The organism is Acidaminobacter sp. JC074, assembly GCF_022496765.1.
Taxonomy (GTDB): domain Bacteria; phylum Bacillota; class Clostridia; order Peptostreptococcales; family Acidaminobacteraceae; genus JABXKX01.
This window is the reverse complement of the sequence record NZ_VANV01000013.1, coordinates 100576-113885: the sequence shown is the minus strand read 5'-3', so window position 1 is coordinate 113885 and position 13310 is coordinate 100576. Positions and strand designations below refer to the sequence as shown.

Below are 13310 nucleotides of genomic sequence, written 5' to 3'. Positions count from 1 at the left end.
GGAGACAGGATGAGATTATACAATGTACATACATTAAGTGAAGCTGAAGCAGTTATGAAGAATAATTTTACTTTTGAAACTGAAGTTGTAAGCATCAATCAAGCATTAAATAGAGTCCTTGCAGAGGATGTTAAGACAGAAATTCAGGTGCCTAGTTTTAGAAGATCAACAGTAGATGGTTATGCAGTCTTAGCATCAGACTTATCTGGTGCATCTGAGACCATGCCGATGTTACTAGACTTAATTGGCTCAGTGGAAATGGGTGTTTTATCAGGTCTATCTGTTTCTGAAGGACAAACCATGTATGTGCCTACTGGTGGAATGGTACCAGACGGAGCGGATGCCATGGTCATGATTGAATACACTGAAAAGATGGCTGAAAATACTGTAGCAATTCTAGCAACTGCAGCACCTCTTCAAAACATCATATCTAAAGGAGCGGACGTTGAAAAGGGTGATACGATACTGAAAAAACATCAGCTTTTAAGACCGCGTCATATTGGTAGTCTGGCTGCAACAGGTGTTTTCGAGGTCGTGGTATATAAGCAGCTGACGGCAACCGTCATCTCTACTGGTGATGAACTGATTACTACAGACCAGCCTTTAGAAACTGGGCAGGTTTATGATATCAACACTTATACCTTGACAGGCAAGCTCAATCAGTTTGGCATAGAGGTTATTAAACAAGAAGTTTTAAAAGATATAAGACAAGAAATCAAAGAAGCTGTAAGAAAAGGTAATGAGACATCTGATATTACTATAATTTCAGGTGGTTCTTCTGTAGGAGAAAAAGACTATACAGCAGATATAATAGATGAACTGAGTCAAGATGACGGGGTTTTGATTCATGGACTGGCTGTCAAGCCCGGCAAACCAACCATTGTAGGTAAGGTTAATAATAAGATGGTCCTAGGCTTACCAGGTCATCCGGTTTCTGCAATGGTCGTTTTAGACCAGCTTCTGAGAATGTATTTTTCACTCCAAAGAGATACGAGTCCTTTTAGTATTCAAGGTATCTTAAGTCAGAATGTACATGCAGCTCCTGGAAGAGAAACCTTTATTATGGTGAAAGTAATAGATGGTGAGATTGTACCTGTTCATGGTAAATCAGGTATGATTACTATGATGTCTAAGGCTGATGGTTATATAAGAATACCAAAGGATACTGAAGGTATAGCTTCAGGCAGTCAAGTGACAGCATATTTATTCGAGTAGGTGAAAGATGAAGAGAAATATATATTTATCAAGTTTAAAATTAGAAGATGCCAAGAAACTGTATTTTGACAATATAGCTCTTGATCATCTTGTGAAGCATGAGACGATATTGGTTGAAGAGAGTTTGGACAGGTATACGGCTAAGTCTGTATTTGCCAGAGTTTCTTCTCCTCACTACAATGCCTCAGCTATGGACGGTATCATGGTCAAAGCTGTTGATACTTACGGCATTGATGAAATGCATCCTAGACAGTTTAAAGAAGGAGATTTTAAGTATGTCGATACAGGTGATGTTATAGAAGATCCCTATGATGCAGTTGTTATGATTGAAGATGTACAAGTTATAGATGATAAGACCATTGAATTAATTAAAGCGGCATCGCCTTGGCAGCATGTTCGACCAATTGGTGAAGATATTGTCAAGGCTGAAATGATTCTTCCTAAAGGTCATTTGATTCGTCCAGTAGATATTGGCGCCTTGTTATCAGGTGGTATTGTTGAAATAGAAGTTATCAGAAAACCTAGTGTAGGTATTTTGCCAACAGGTACTGAAATTGTTGAACCAAAAGAGGACTTGATACCTGGTGAAATCATCGATTCAAACTCTAGGATGTTTGAAGCCATGGTTCATAAGATGGGTGGTCAGCCTGTACGTTATACATCTATAAAAGATGACTACGATGCTTTAAAAAATCATATTTTGAAGATGGTTTCTTTACATGATATTGTTCTCATTAATGCGGGATCTTCAGCAGGCACAGAAGATTACACTGTAAGTATTATCAAGGAACTGGGTCAGGTCTTGGTTCATGGTGTTGCCATCAAACCAGGCAAGCCTGCCATTTTAGGTACTATTCAAGATAAACCGGTTATCGGTATACCGGGGTATCCTGTATCCGCCTTCTTTGTATTTGATGTTTATGTTAATGCCATGATGGACTTATGGTATGGTCAAATTCATAGAGAACGTTCAAAGGTAAAGGCGATCTTGTCCAAAAGACTCATGTCGTCTGTTAAACATCAAGAGTATGTAAGAATGAAACTTGGTCTGGTAGAAAACAAGATGATTGCAACGCCTCTTTCTAGAGGTGCAGGTGTGACCATGTCTCTAGTTAAGGCGGATGGTATCTGTGTTGTACCACAATCGGTAGAGGGTTATGAAGCAGGGACTGAGGTGGAAATAGAACTTTTAAGAGACATGTCTGATATCATGCAGACCATCGTATCCATAGGTTCTCATGATATCATCATGGATATATTAGGTGATATGTTAGACCAGGCAACCTTAAGTTCAACTCATGTGGGCTCAATGGGGGGCATTATGGCCATGATGAAGGGAGAAGCCCATCTAGCACCTGTCCACTTATTGGATGCAGATACTGGGGTTTACAATGTATCGTTTTTAAACAAGTATTTAAAAGAACATGATGTTCTATTGATAGAAGGTATCAAACGTATTCAGGGTCTCTATGTGCCTAAGGGAAATCCTAAAAACATTAAGGGTATCTCTGATTTGTCTCGAGATGATCTTGTCTTTGTCAACAGACAAAAAGGCGCAGGAACGAGACTTTTACTGGATTATAATTTAAAAGTTGAAAAGATAGATAAGACTTCCATTACAGGTTATGAAAGAGAAATGACGACTCATATGACGGTAGCATCAGCTGTAAAATCTGGCTCTGCGGACCTAGGTATGGGGATTGAGTCTGTTGCCCATGTGATGGATCTAGACTTTATTCCAATTGGTGAAGAGTCCTATGATTTTGTTGTAAAAAAATCATTTTACGAGACACGACTGTTTAAACGCTTTGAAGAGGTCATTCAGTCGGAAGAGTTCGCAGAGAAATTGAATGAACTTGGTGGTTATAGGATTGAAAACATTGGTAAGACAATAGAATTGTAGGTTTTATGAAAGACAGCTATGATAGAAAAATCAATTATTTAAGATTATCAGTAACAGACAGATGTAATCTAAGATGTAAATATTGTATGCCTGAGTCAGGTATTTCTAAGAAGACACATCAAGATATCTTAAGGCATGAGGAAATGCTTAGAATTGTAAGAATTTCAGCAAAACTCGGTATTGAAAAAGTACGATTAACTGGTGGTGAACCCCTTATAAGAAAAGGGATTGTTGACTTGGTAAGAGAAATCAAATGCATTGATGGTATACGTGAGCTTACTATGACCACCAATGGTATCTTGCTAGGAGATATGTTAGATGATTTAGTTGAAGCTGGACTGGACCGCATCAATCTGTCTTTAGATACCCTGGATGAAAACAAGTACAGAAAAATCACCAGGGGTGGTGAACTGGGACCAGTTCTTGACTGCATGAAACGTATTCTGGACAAGAAAATGAAGTTAAAAATCAATGTGGTCCTAATAGGAGGCTTTAACATTGATGAGGTTGTGGACTTTGTAAACCTTACTAAAGACCACCCTATTGATGTGCGTTTCATCGAGCTTATGCCAATAGGTGAAGCCAGCCAGTGGAGTCATGACAAGTTTGTATCTGGCGAAAAGGTTTTAGAACTTGCTAAGTTATTGCCTGTGGTGACAGAAGATTTAGGGTCGCCAGCCAAATATTATAAACTTGAGGATGGTTTGGGCAGAGTAGGACTGATTAATCCAATATCTTGTTCTTTCTGTGACAATTGTAACAGGATTAGAGTCACATCAGACGGTAAGGTAAAGCCTTGTTTGCATTCTGATTCAGAGATTGATTTGATGAACATTATCAGAAATCAAGGAGACTTAGAAGAAGCTTTGAAAGAGGCTATTTGGAAGAAACCTAAAGCTCATGGCATGAACGACGAAGATTACATGCCCATCAAAAGAGACATGAATCGTATAGGGGGTTAAATGACTTTTACACATTTTAATGATGAGGGTAAGGCGAAAATGGTTGATGTATCTGATAAAAAGATGACTGATAGAACCGCTGTTGCCTATGGTGAAATTCATGTTAGTAAGGAAATTATTGAAAAGATAAATAATAACGATATGAAAAAAGGAGACGTCTTATCTGTTGCTCAAATAGCAGGTATTATGGGAGCTAAAAAGACAAGTGATCTGATCCCTATGTGTCATAATATTTTCATATCAGGTGCTGACTTGATCTTTTCAGTTGATGAAGTAAATTCAAAGATAGAAATAAAGTCGACTGTTAAAACTTCAGGTCAAACGGGTATTGAAATGGAAGCTTTGACTGCGGTGAGTGTAGCGGCTCTTACTATTTACGACATGTGTAAGGCTGTTGACAAAAATATGGTCATTGGTGAGATTAAACTTTTAAAGAAAACTGGTGGTAAAAGTGGTGTGTTTGAGAGAAAAGAGGACTAGATGGCAAAATTACTATCGATTAACTTAAGTGAAAAAAAAGGTGTGATAAAAAAGCCTGTCAGTGAAGCTGTGCTTATTGAAGAGTATGGTATAGAAGGTGATGCACATGCAGGTAAGTGGCATCGTCAAGTCAGCTTGCTTGGTCAAGAGAGTGTTGACAAAATGATTGCAAAGGGTCTGGATCATTTGAAACCAGGTGATTTTGCCGAGAATCTTTTAACTGAAGGCATTGTTTTGTATGAGTTACCAGTTGGAACGATTCTAACCATTGGTGAAACCAAACACGAAGTGACTCAGATCGGTAAGGAGTGCCATACAGGCTGCGAAATCAAACAAATCACTGGCGAATGCGTCATGCCAAAAGAGGGGATATTTACCCGCGTACTAAAAGGCGGTACCATTCGTATTGGCGATGAAATCACTGTTATAGAGTACGGGGAAAAGGATGTTTTTACAGTAGAAAAGTAAGATCTTCTTATGACATTTCTTTTACATAAGCCATGATATGATGGCTTTTAGGTGAATCTGATATATAATACACCTATTGGAGGTGTAACATGAAGAAATTTATATGCATGGCTTTGGTCTTATGTATGATGAGTATGTCCCTTGCATTTGGTGAAACGGCTGTGACTCTTAAGTTAAATGGTGACTACATCAAGTCGGATCAAAATCACTTACTCATCGAAGATGTCATTTATGTAGAAGCAAGTGCCCTTACAAAAGCACTTGGAGGCACAATTTCATGGAACGAACTTTTAAGAATTGCAAAAATAGAATATGAGGATCATGTCATTGAACTTCAAATTGATAATGATACTGCTAGAATCAATGGCCAGTTTACCAAGCTGAGTCACCAACCGATCTTAGTTAATCATAAGACCATGGTGCCCTTAGATTTATTTGAAAGCTATTTTGATCTAGAGACTGTATATGATGAAAAAATGTATATCTTAAATCTAACAAAAACGGGCTATACAGTGCCAGAAGATTTTATTGAAACAAAGAGTTATTCAGAAGAGGATTTCTATTGGTTAGCAAAAATTGTGACAGTAGAATCAGGCAGTCAAGATTATGAGATGGCCCTTGCTATAGCCAATACGGTATTAAATAGAGTCAAGGATGAACGTTTTCCAAATACAGTTGAAGAAGTCATTTTTCAAATCGACCGTTACGTTCAGTTTCCACCGGCTCACAAGTCATCTTTTAAAACTTTAGAACCATCCGATATGGCTATCAAGGCAGCATCACAGGCTTTAGAAGGCGTCAACAACATAGGTTACAGTTTATACTTTAACAATGCGCCGTTTAAGTCAAAATCAGAAGATTTAATCAGAATCATACATGGCGAATACTTTTACGAATAAGACAATGAGAGTTGTCTTTTTCTTGTTTTTATTAGTAGGAAGATTTGCATTTCAATTGAGATTAAATATCGATAGTATGGTATAATGTAGGAGTTAAAGGAGAAGATAATGGTAAAATTACATGAAGGTAAGTCTTTTAATGAAATAGAGGGCTTATATGAAAAAATAAATGAAGTAGTAGACGCTTCAAGACTGCTAGTAGATACACCTATGAAAGACCATACGTCTTTTAAGATTGGTGGTCCAGCAGCGCTTTTGGTTGATATTGCAAGTATTGATGAAGTCAAGCAAGTACTAGATATCTTAAATGACAACAATGCCAAATATTATGTTATGGGCAATGGTTCTAACTTATTAGTAGAGGATGAAGGTTTTTCAGGTGTTATTGTTAAACTGGCAGATTATTTGGCCAATGTAACCATTAAAGGCAATCAGGTAAGAGCTGAAGCCGGTATTTTGCTTTCAACCTTGTCAAAGATTATTGCAAAAGAATCTCTAATTGGGTTTGAGTTTGCCAGTGGCATTCCAGGCACTGTAGGAGGGGCCATTACCATGAATGCTGGTGCATATGATGGTGAAATGAAAGACTGTGTTGTATCAGTTAAAGTTTTAAAAGAAGATGGTAGCATTGAAGATATAAAAAATGAAGATATGCATTTTTCATACAGAATGAGTGATGTGAAGGTTCATAACTATATAGTTCTTGAAGCAACTTATCAGTTTGAAATTGGTGATCCAGAAGTCATCTCAGAAAAAACAAGAGATTTTACTCAAAGAAGAACTTCTAAGCAGCCTTTGACTTTACCGTCAGCAGGTTCAATGTTTAAAAGACCACCGGGTTACTATGCTGGTAAGTTAATCGATGATTCTGGTTTAAGAGGTGCTAGAATTGGAGACGCACAGGTTTCAGAAAAACATTGTGGCTTTGTAGTCAACAGAGGACAAGCCACATGTAAAGAGGTTTTAGATTTAATTACAATGGTACAAAAGGTTGTCTTAGACAAGTATGGTGTTTTACTAGAAACAGAGGTAAAGCATTTAGGAGGCTAAATATGAAGATAATTGCCGATTATCATACACATACGACTTTTAGTCATGGGTCTGGTTCTATTGAAGACAATGTTAAAGCTGCTATTTCAAAAGGTTTAAAGACCATTGCCATCAGTGACCATGGTCCCGGACATGCCTTTTATGGTATAAAAAAATCTCGTTACAAAGAAATGCGTGAAGAAATAGATCGTTTAAATGAGCTTTATCCGGACATTCAAATCCTTCTAGGTTTAGAAGCAAACTTTATGAGCGTAGACGGGACCATTGATGTGGATGACGATATGTTAGAAATAGCGGATATCATTATGTGTGGCTATCATTTTGGCTCTTCACCCAGAAAACTTTTGATGGACTTAAAAATGCATGCTTATGCCATTTTATCAAAGCATTCTAAGGGTATATATGAAAAGTCTAAGAAATTGAACACAATCATGCTGATAAATGCTATGAATAGATATGACTTAACAGCTATTACACATCCAGGTGCCAAGGGACCTATTGATGTTTTAGCTGTTGCGAAAGTTGCAAGTGAAAAAAATGTTGCCCTTGAAGTCAATGCCAAACACGGTCATTTAACAGTTGAGGAAATTAAAATCGCTTTACAGACGGATGTGAAGTTTATTTTAGGTTCCGATGCACATGATCCAGAAAATGTCGGTGTCTTTACTGAAAGTTTAAATCGCTGTCTTGAGGCAGGGATTCCTATATCAAGAATTTTAAATGCTGAGGAGGCTTCATGAAAATAGTAATCGTTACAGGATTATCTGGTGCTGGTAAATCTTCTGCCATGAAGAGTATGGAAGACTCGGGGTATTATTGCGTTGACAATTTACCACCTATACTGATCTCAAAGTTTATTGAAATTTGTCGTTACTCGGTAGAAGAACTTGATAAGATTGCCCTAGGTATTGATATCAGAGGGGGCGCTTTCTTTGAAGACTTCCATGAGGGCTATAAAGAATTAAAGAACAAGGGATACGATTGTAAAATACTTTATGTAGAAGCATCAGATGAAGCCCTTGTTAAAAGATACAAGGAACTTAGAAGACCACATCCTTTATCAGGCGAACAAACATTAGTTGAGAGTATTCAAATGGAAAGGGTCATGCTTCAGTCTTTAAGAGATGAAGCTGATATCATTATGGATACTTCAGATCTTGGAATCAATGCTTTTAGAAACCAAGTAAGAGAGAAATTTACTGAGGATATGAACCAACCTAATATCTCAATCATCTGTAATTCCTTTGGTTTCAAAAAAGGGATTGCCATCGATTCAGATCTGGTGTTTGATGTTAGGTTTTTACCGAATCCATTTTATATATCAGAACTTAGAGAAAAAACAGGTAATCAAAAAGCGGTACAGGATTATGTGATGAGCTTTGATGAAAGTCAGATTTTCTTAGAGAAAATTAAAGATTTGACGTCATTTCTGATACCACAATATATCAAAGAAGGAAAGACTCAGCTGGTGATAAGCTTTGGCTGTACAGGTGGCAGACACCGTTCTGTTACCATGGCCAACAAGCTTGCAGAGTATCTTAAAAAAGAAAATTACAGAGTATTTATAACACATAGGGACAGTTAGATGAATGATGTAAAAATTGTAGCCATAGGTGGCGGTACGGGTCTTTCTATATTACTTAGGGGCCTCAAGTTGTTTTCCGAGGAAATTACTGCTATTGTCAATGTTGTAGATGATGGTGGCGGTTCTGGCGTTTTAAGAGAAGACCTTGCCATGTTGCCACCAGGCGATATTAGAAACTGCATACTGGGTTTAGCCAGTAAAGAGCCCGTATTACAAGAGTTGTTTGCCTATAGATTTGATGAAGGCAGATACAAGAACCAATCCTTTGGCAATCTGATGATTGCTGCCATGCTAGGCATATCAGAAAACTTTGAAGATGCCATTTCAAAGATCAGTGATATATTTGCAGTACAAGGTCAGGTTCTTCCAGCTACAAATGAAGATGTTCATCTTGTAGCTGAACTTGAAGATGGTACCATTGTAAGAGGTGAATCCAAGATCCCTTACCAAGTCTTGAAGAAAAGATCGCCGATTAAGAAGGTTTTCTTAAAGCCTTTAGAAGTAACTGCATTATCAAGATCGATTAAAGCCATAGAGGAAGCTGATATTATCTTTGTAGGACCAGGTTCTTTATATACAAGTCTGATTCCTAACTTACTGGTGACTGGCATCAGCGAAGCCATTGTTGCATCATCAGCCAAGAAAATATATCTATCCAATCTGATGACACAACCAGGTGAAACAGATGATTTTTCTATAGCCGATCATGTTAAGGCAATTTATGAGCATTCTGAAGTACGCTTCGATTTTATTGTTGCCAATAATGAAGAAGTATCCAAAGAAGTTAAAGAACGTTACTTAAAGGAAGCTTCTAAAATGTTGATGCTAAATAGAAAAGACAGACAGTATTTTTCGGATCAAAATATGAAAGTTGTTGAGTCTAACTTTATTGAAGTCAGACAAGGTTATGTGCGTCACGATATAGAAAAAATCGTTGAATTTATGAACGACCATATAAATAAAGGACTTTAAGTCCTTTTTTTTTAGTTGTTACACAATTCAAAAAACTTCTTGACATTACGTATAAGATAGTGTTAAATAAATTTAGAAAGCGCTTTCAAAATTTATCGGATATCTTATATTTTTTTATTCATTATTGAAAGCGCTTTCAAAAGGAGGTACTATGAAACTAACATTAATAGGTGGTGGCGGAGTAAGGTCACCATTTCTAGCAAAATCTATTGCACTTGGTGCACATTTAGGTGGTATAAAAGAAGTTGTTTTTATGGACACAGATAAAGAAAAACTTGATAAGTTTGGATTAATGGCAAAGATTATATCAAACAAAATTAACCCAGATTTGGATTTTAAAATTACCACTGATTCAATAGAGGCAATAAAAGATGCCGATTACATCATCACAACTTTAAGAGTTGGACAAGATGAAGGTAGAGTTATTGATGAAAGAATTGCTATGAAGTATAACCTTTTAGGACAAGAAACGACTGGCGCAGGCGGCTTTGGGATGGCACTTAGATCCATTGATGTTTTAATAAACTATTGTCAGCTAATAAAGGAGCATGCAAAAAAAGATGCATTGGTATTTAATTTTACTAATCCCTCAGGTATTGTGACCCAAGCACTAAGAAAAAAAGGATTTAACAATGTATATGGTATTTGTGATGCGCCTAGTGAGTTTATCAAGCAATTAGTAGCAATTCTAGATGTAGATGAGAATGATTTTTCAATTAAATGTTTTGGATTGAATCACCTATCTTGGTTCAAGGATGCTCGTGTCAAGGGGAAAGATGTGATGGGTGAGCTCTTAAATCATGACAAGCTTTACACAGATACAGAAATGAGACTATTTGAGCCATCTCTTGTTAAACAATCAAACAACATGCTTTTAAACGAGTATCTATATTTCTATTACTATCGAGATAAGGCTATCAAGTCCATTAAATCAGCTGGTCAAACAAGAGGAGAGTTGATTAAAGAAGTTAACCAAGACATGATGAAAGAACTCAAAACAGTTGACGTTCAGAATAATTTTGATAAAGCATTTAACATATTTATGTCTTATTATTTGATAAGAGAAAACAACTATTTTTCTATAGAATCAGGAGAGTTAAGACCTAAGCAATTGCAAGTACCATCAGTTCGAGAAATGCTTGATGCAGATGATGAAGGCGGTTACGCTGGTGTAGCATTAAACTTTATCAAGGCATATCATTCAGGAAAATCAGTTGAAATGGTTCTTTCTATACCAAACGAAGGAGCTATTAATGGACTCGAAGATGATGACGTAGTAGAGATTTCCTGCACAATTAAAAAGGGGACTATAATACCAAAACATGTTGGTCATGTGGATGATTTTCAGTTAAATCTCATTAGAACAATTAAGTTTTATGAAAGAAACGTGGTTGAAGCTATATTGGAGAAAAGTAAGTCAAAGGCTGTAAAAGCATTGACAATTCATCCCTTAATAAACTCTTATGACTTAGCAGTAAAGTTAGTTGATGAATATTTAGAAGCGCATAAGGCATATATAGGAGAGTGGCAGGAATGATGCAGTTTTCAACTTTTGGACAAATGAACATTGATTTGATTTTCGATGGAATCACTTCTTTGCCAGAACAAGGAGAAGAAGTGTTTGCAAGTAATTTTGACTTGCAGCTCGGTGGTGGACCAATGGTTTGTCCAATTATACTTAACCAACTTGGAGTTAAAAGTCAATTAGGAACTTTTTTAGGTCAAGATATGCTCAGTGATTTAGCACGCAATTTACTAAGTAAGATGAATTTTAATGATTATACCAATTTTAATGCAATAGAGAAGAATCCTGTAGTTGTAACATCAGTTCTTTCGTTAGAAAAGGATAGAAGTTTTATATGTTATAACGAAAATGTTAGAGAAGATCAAATAACAGATGAAATAGTTTATGACTTTCTTAAGGACTCGAAAGTAGTTTTTGCACCTATCGGTAAGCTAAATGTACTTAGAAGATTAAAGCAAAGAGGGATTAAAATTATTTTTGACACAGGTTGGGACGATGATTTACATATTGATATGTTCAAAGAGATGCTTAAGTACGTTGATGTTTTTACACCGAACCATAAAGAGGCTATGAAAATGACAGATACTAGTACCATTGAAGAAGCGGTGATTGAATTAGCAAAGTATGTAAAGTACCCGGTAATCTCTAATGGAGATAAGGGGTGCATCACCTATATAAATAATGAAATCATTCGAGTAGAGATGCCTGTAGATTTTGAGGTTGTTGATACAACTGGCGCAGGAGATAATTTTCTTACTGGCATAGCATATGGATTGATTCATGAGAAGGATATCATAACGTGTATGAAATATGGTAACATCTTTGGAGGTTATTCTACTCAAGGATTAGGTTGCTATAAGTCATCCATAACTTTAGAGGCTATTGATGACTTAATGGCACTTTATTAGATTAAACATACGAATGTATTTTTAATAAACAAGAAATAAGAATATTAAGGGGGAAAAATGAAAAAAAGATTGATTGTTATTATGATGATTGCGGCACTACTTTTATCTCTGATAGGGTGTGCTTCAGGTGATTCGCAGGCAACAGGTGAAAAACAAAAGGTAGTACTTGGCATTTGGGATGAAAATCAGAAAGAAGCATTACAAATAGTTGTAGATCAGTTTAATGCTCAAAGTGAAACAGTAGAAGCATCTATTGAGTTAACACCATGGTCAAACTATTGGACTAAGTTAGATGCAGCCGCTAATGCTGGAGAAGCACCTGATGTATTTTGGATGAACGTTTATATGCCAAAGTATGTGGCAGGTAATGTTTTACTACCATTAGATGAATACATAAAAAAAGATAGCCTAGATATGTCTGCATATGTACCTGCTGTTAAGACTATGTATAACTATGAAGATCAGCAATGGGCAATTCCTAAAGGTATGGACTCGGTAGTTGTGGTTTATAATAAAGCAATCTTTGATAAGTATGATGTTGCTTATCCGGAAGAGGGATGGACATGGGATGAAATGAAGGTAATCGCTGCTGAGTTAAAAGAAAAGATGACTGCGGCAGATTCTGGCGAATATCCAATACTAATGGAGTTAGACGCACAACCATCTCACTTTAACTTTATCTATCAGATGGGTGGAGAAGTTATCAGCTCAGATTACACAAAGAGTGGTTATAATAAACCTGAAACAGTAGCAGCTTATCAAAATGTTGTTGACTTGCTCGATGAGGAGTTATTAGCACCTTATACAGTACTATCTGAGACAAAAGGTACTGATTTATTCCTTTCTCAAAAAGGTGCAATTGTATTTGCTGGTTCTTGGAAGGCTAAAGTTTTTGAAGAATCATCAATTGGTACTGAAGGGAATATCGGGATGGTTACAATGCCTAAACAAGCTGATTCAAATGCAACCGTTATTGGTGGTCTTGGATATTCAATATACAAAAACACAGAGCATCCTGATGCTGCATGGGAACTAGTTAAATACCTAACTGGCGAAGAGGGAAATAAAATCCAAGCTGAACATGGTATTGATATACCAGCACTTACATCAGCACAACATTATTACAAGTCGAACTTTACAAAAATTGATCCACAAGTTTACTTTGATGCTGTTGCTAGTTCTGTTCCGTTTCCAGCTGGTCCAGATTTAACAGTTTGGTTTGGTCCAGTTAATGATAATGCAGCTAGAATTTTTGCTGGTGAGATATCAGCTGAAGAAGGTTGTAACAATATTTATGTAGAAATGCAAAAAATAATCGATGAAGATTAATCTTAAAGGGGATG

General features: G+C 36.6%; 13 protein-coding genes. All 13 read left to right on the top strand.

The window, feature by feature from the left end:
* The first annotated feature begins 9 nt into the window (after positions 1-9).
* On the top strand, positions 10-1215 hold the full coding sequence (locus tag EZV73_RS15580) for a molybdopterin molybdotransferase MoeA (protein WP_240841327.1): 1206 nt from the start codon (positions 10-12) through the stop codon (positions 1213-1215).
* Between the two features lie 7 nt (positions 1216-1222).
* On the top strand, positions 1223-3118 hold the full coding sequence (locus EZV73_RS15575; RefSeq protein ID WP_240841326.1) for a molybdopterin biosynthesis protein: 1896 nt from the start codon (positions 1223-1225) through the stop codon (positions 3116-3118).
* 5 nt (positions 3119-3123) lie between these two features.
* Positions 3124-4080, top strand: coding sequence for a GTP 3',8-cyclase MoaA (moaA, locus tag EZV73_RS15570; protein ID WP_240841325.1), 957 nt, complete (start codon positions 3124-3126; stop codon positions 4078-4080).
* Positions 4081-4560, top strand: coding sequence for a cyclic pyranopterin monophosphate synthase MoaC (gene moaC / locus EZV73_RS15565; RefSeq protein WP_240841324.1), 480 nt, complete (start codon positions 4081-4083; stop codon positions 4558-4560).
* Positions 4561-5028: an MOSC domain-containing protein gene (locus EZV73_RS15560; protein WP_240841323.1), complete on the top strand. Its 468-nt coding sequence runs from the start codon at positions 4561-4563 to the stop codon at positions 5026-5028. It begins immediately after the preceding gene.
* Between the two features lie 89 nt (positions 5029-5117).
* Entirely contained in the window at positions 5118-5927 is an 810-nt protein-coding gene (locus tag EZV73_RS15555; RefSeq protein ID WP_240841322.1) for a stalk domain-containing protein, read from the top strand.
* A 108-nt stretch (positions 5928-6035) separates the two neighbouring features.
* Complete coding sequence (gene murB, locus EZV73_RS15550; RefSeq protein WP_240841321.1) at positions 6036-6977, top strand: UDP-N-acetylmuramate dehydrogenase; 942 nt, start codon at positions 6036-6038, stop codon at positions 6975-6977.
* Between the two features lie 2 nt (positions 6978-6979).
* Positions 6980-7717: a PHP domain-containing protein gene (locus EZV73_RS15545; RefSeq protein WP_240841320.1), complete on the top strand. Its 738-nt coding sequence runs from the start codon at positions 6980-6982 to the stop codon at positions 7715-7717.
* Positions 7714-8562 (top strand): RNase adapter RapZ, encoded by an 849-nt coding sequence (gene rapZ, locus EZV73_RS15540; protein ID WP_240841319.1) that lies wholly within the window; start codon positions 7714-7716, stop codon positions 8560-8562. The genes EZV73_RS15545 and rapZ overlap by 4 nt, the downstream gene beginning before the upstream one ends.
* Complete coding sequence (gene yvcK / locus EZV73_RS15535; protein ID WP_240841318.1) at positions 8563-9534, top strand: uridine diphosphate-N-acetylglucosamine-binding protein YvcK; 972 nt, start codon at positions 8563-8565, stop codon at positions 9532-9534.
* A 151-nt stretch (positions 9535-9685) separates the two neighbouring features.
* Positions 9686-11071: a 6-phospho-beta-glucosidase gene (locus tag EZV73_RS15530; protein WP_240841317.1), complete on the top strand. Its 1386-nt coding sequence runs from the start codon at positions 9686-9688 to the stop codon at positions 11069-11071.
* Positions 11068-11967, top strand: coding sequence for a carbohydrate kinase family protein (locus EZV73_RS15525; protein WP_240841316.1), 900 nt, complete (start codon positions 11068-11070; stop codon positions 11965-11967). Before EZV73_RS15530 ends, EZV73_RS15525 begins: the two co-directional genes overlap by 4 nt.
* Positions 11968-12024: 57 nt before the next feature.
* On the top strand, positions 12025-13296 hold the full coding sequence (locus tag EZV73_RS15520; RefSeq protein ID WP_240841315.1) for a sugar ABC transporter substrate-binding protein: 1272 nt from the start codon (positions 12025-12027) through the stop codon (positions 13294-13296).
* Positions 13297-13310 lie beyond the last annotated feature (14 nt).

Coding starts and splice junctions, on each gene's coding strand:
- rapZ (WP_240841319.1), top strand. CDS start 7,714: ATGAAAATAGTAATCGTTACAGGATTATCTGGTGCTGGTAAATCTTCT.
- yvcK (WP_240841318.1), top strand. CDS start 8,563: ATGAATGATGTAAAAATTGTAGCCATAGGTGGCGGTACGGGTCTTTCT.
- murB (WP_240841321.1), top strand. CDS start 6,036: ATGGTAAAATTACATGAAGGTAAGTCTTTTAATGAAATAGAGGGCTTA.
- EZV73_RS15520 (WP_240841315.1), top strand. CDS start 12,025: ATGAAAAAAAGATTGATTGTTATTATGATGATTGCGGCACTACTTTTA.
- EZV73_RS15560 (WP_240841323.1), top strand. CDS start 4,561: ATGGCAAAATTACTATCGATTAACTTAAGTGAAAAAAAAGGTGTGATA.
- EZV73_RS15555 (WP_240841322.1), top strand. CDS start 5,118: ATGAAGAAATTTATATGCATGGCTTTGGTCTTATGTATGATGAGTATG.
- EZV73_RS15580 (WP_240841327.1), top strand. CDS start 10: ATGAGATTATACAATGTACATACATTAAGTGAAGCTGAAGCAGTTATG.
- EZV73_RS15575 (WP_240841326.1), top strand. CDS start 1,223: ATGAAGAGAAATATATATTTATCAAGTTTAAAATTAGAAGATGCCAAG.
- moaC (WP_240841324.1), top strand. CDS start 4,081: ATGACTTTTACACATTTTAATGATGAGGGTAAGGCGAAAATGGTTGAT.
- moaA (WP_240841325.1), top strand. CDS start 3,124: ATGAAAGACAGCTATGATAGAAAAATCAATTATTTAAGATTATCAGTA.
- EZV73_RS15545 (WP_240841320.1), top strand. CDS start 6,980: ATGAAGATAATTGCCGATTATCATACACATACGACTTTTAGTCATGGG.
- EZV73_RS15530 (WP_240841317.1), top strand. CDS start 9,686: ATGAAACTAACATTAATAGGTGGTGGCGGAGTAAGGTCACCATTTCTA.
- EZV73_RS15525 (WP_240841316.1), top strand. CDS start 11,068: ATGATGCAGTTTTCAACTTTTGGACAAATGAACATTGATTTGATTTTC.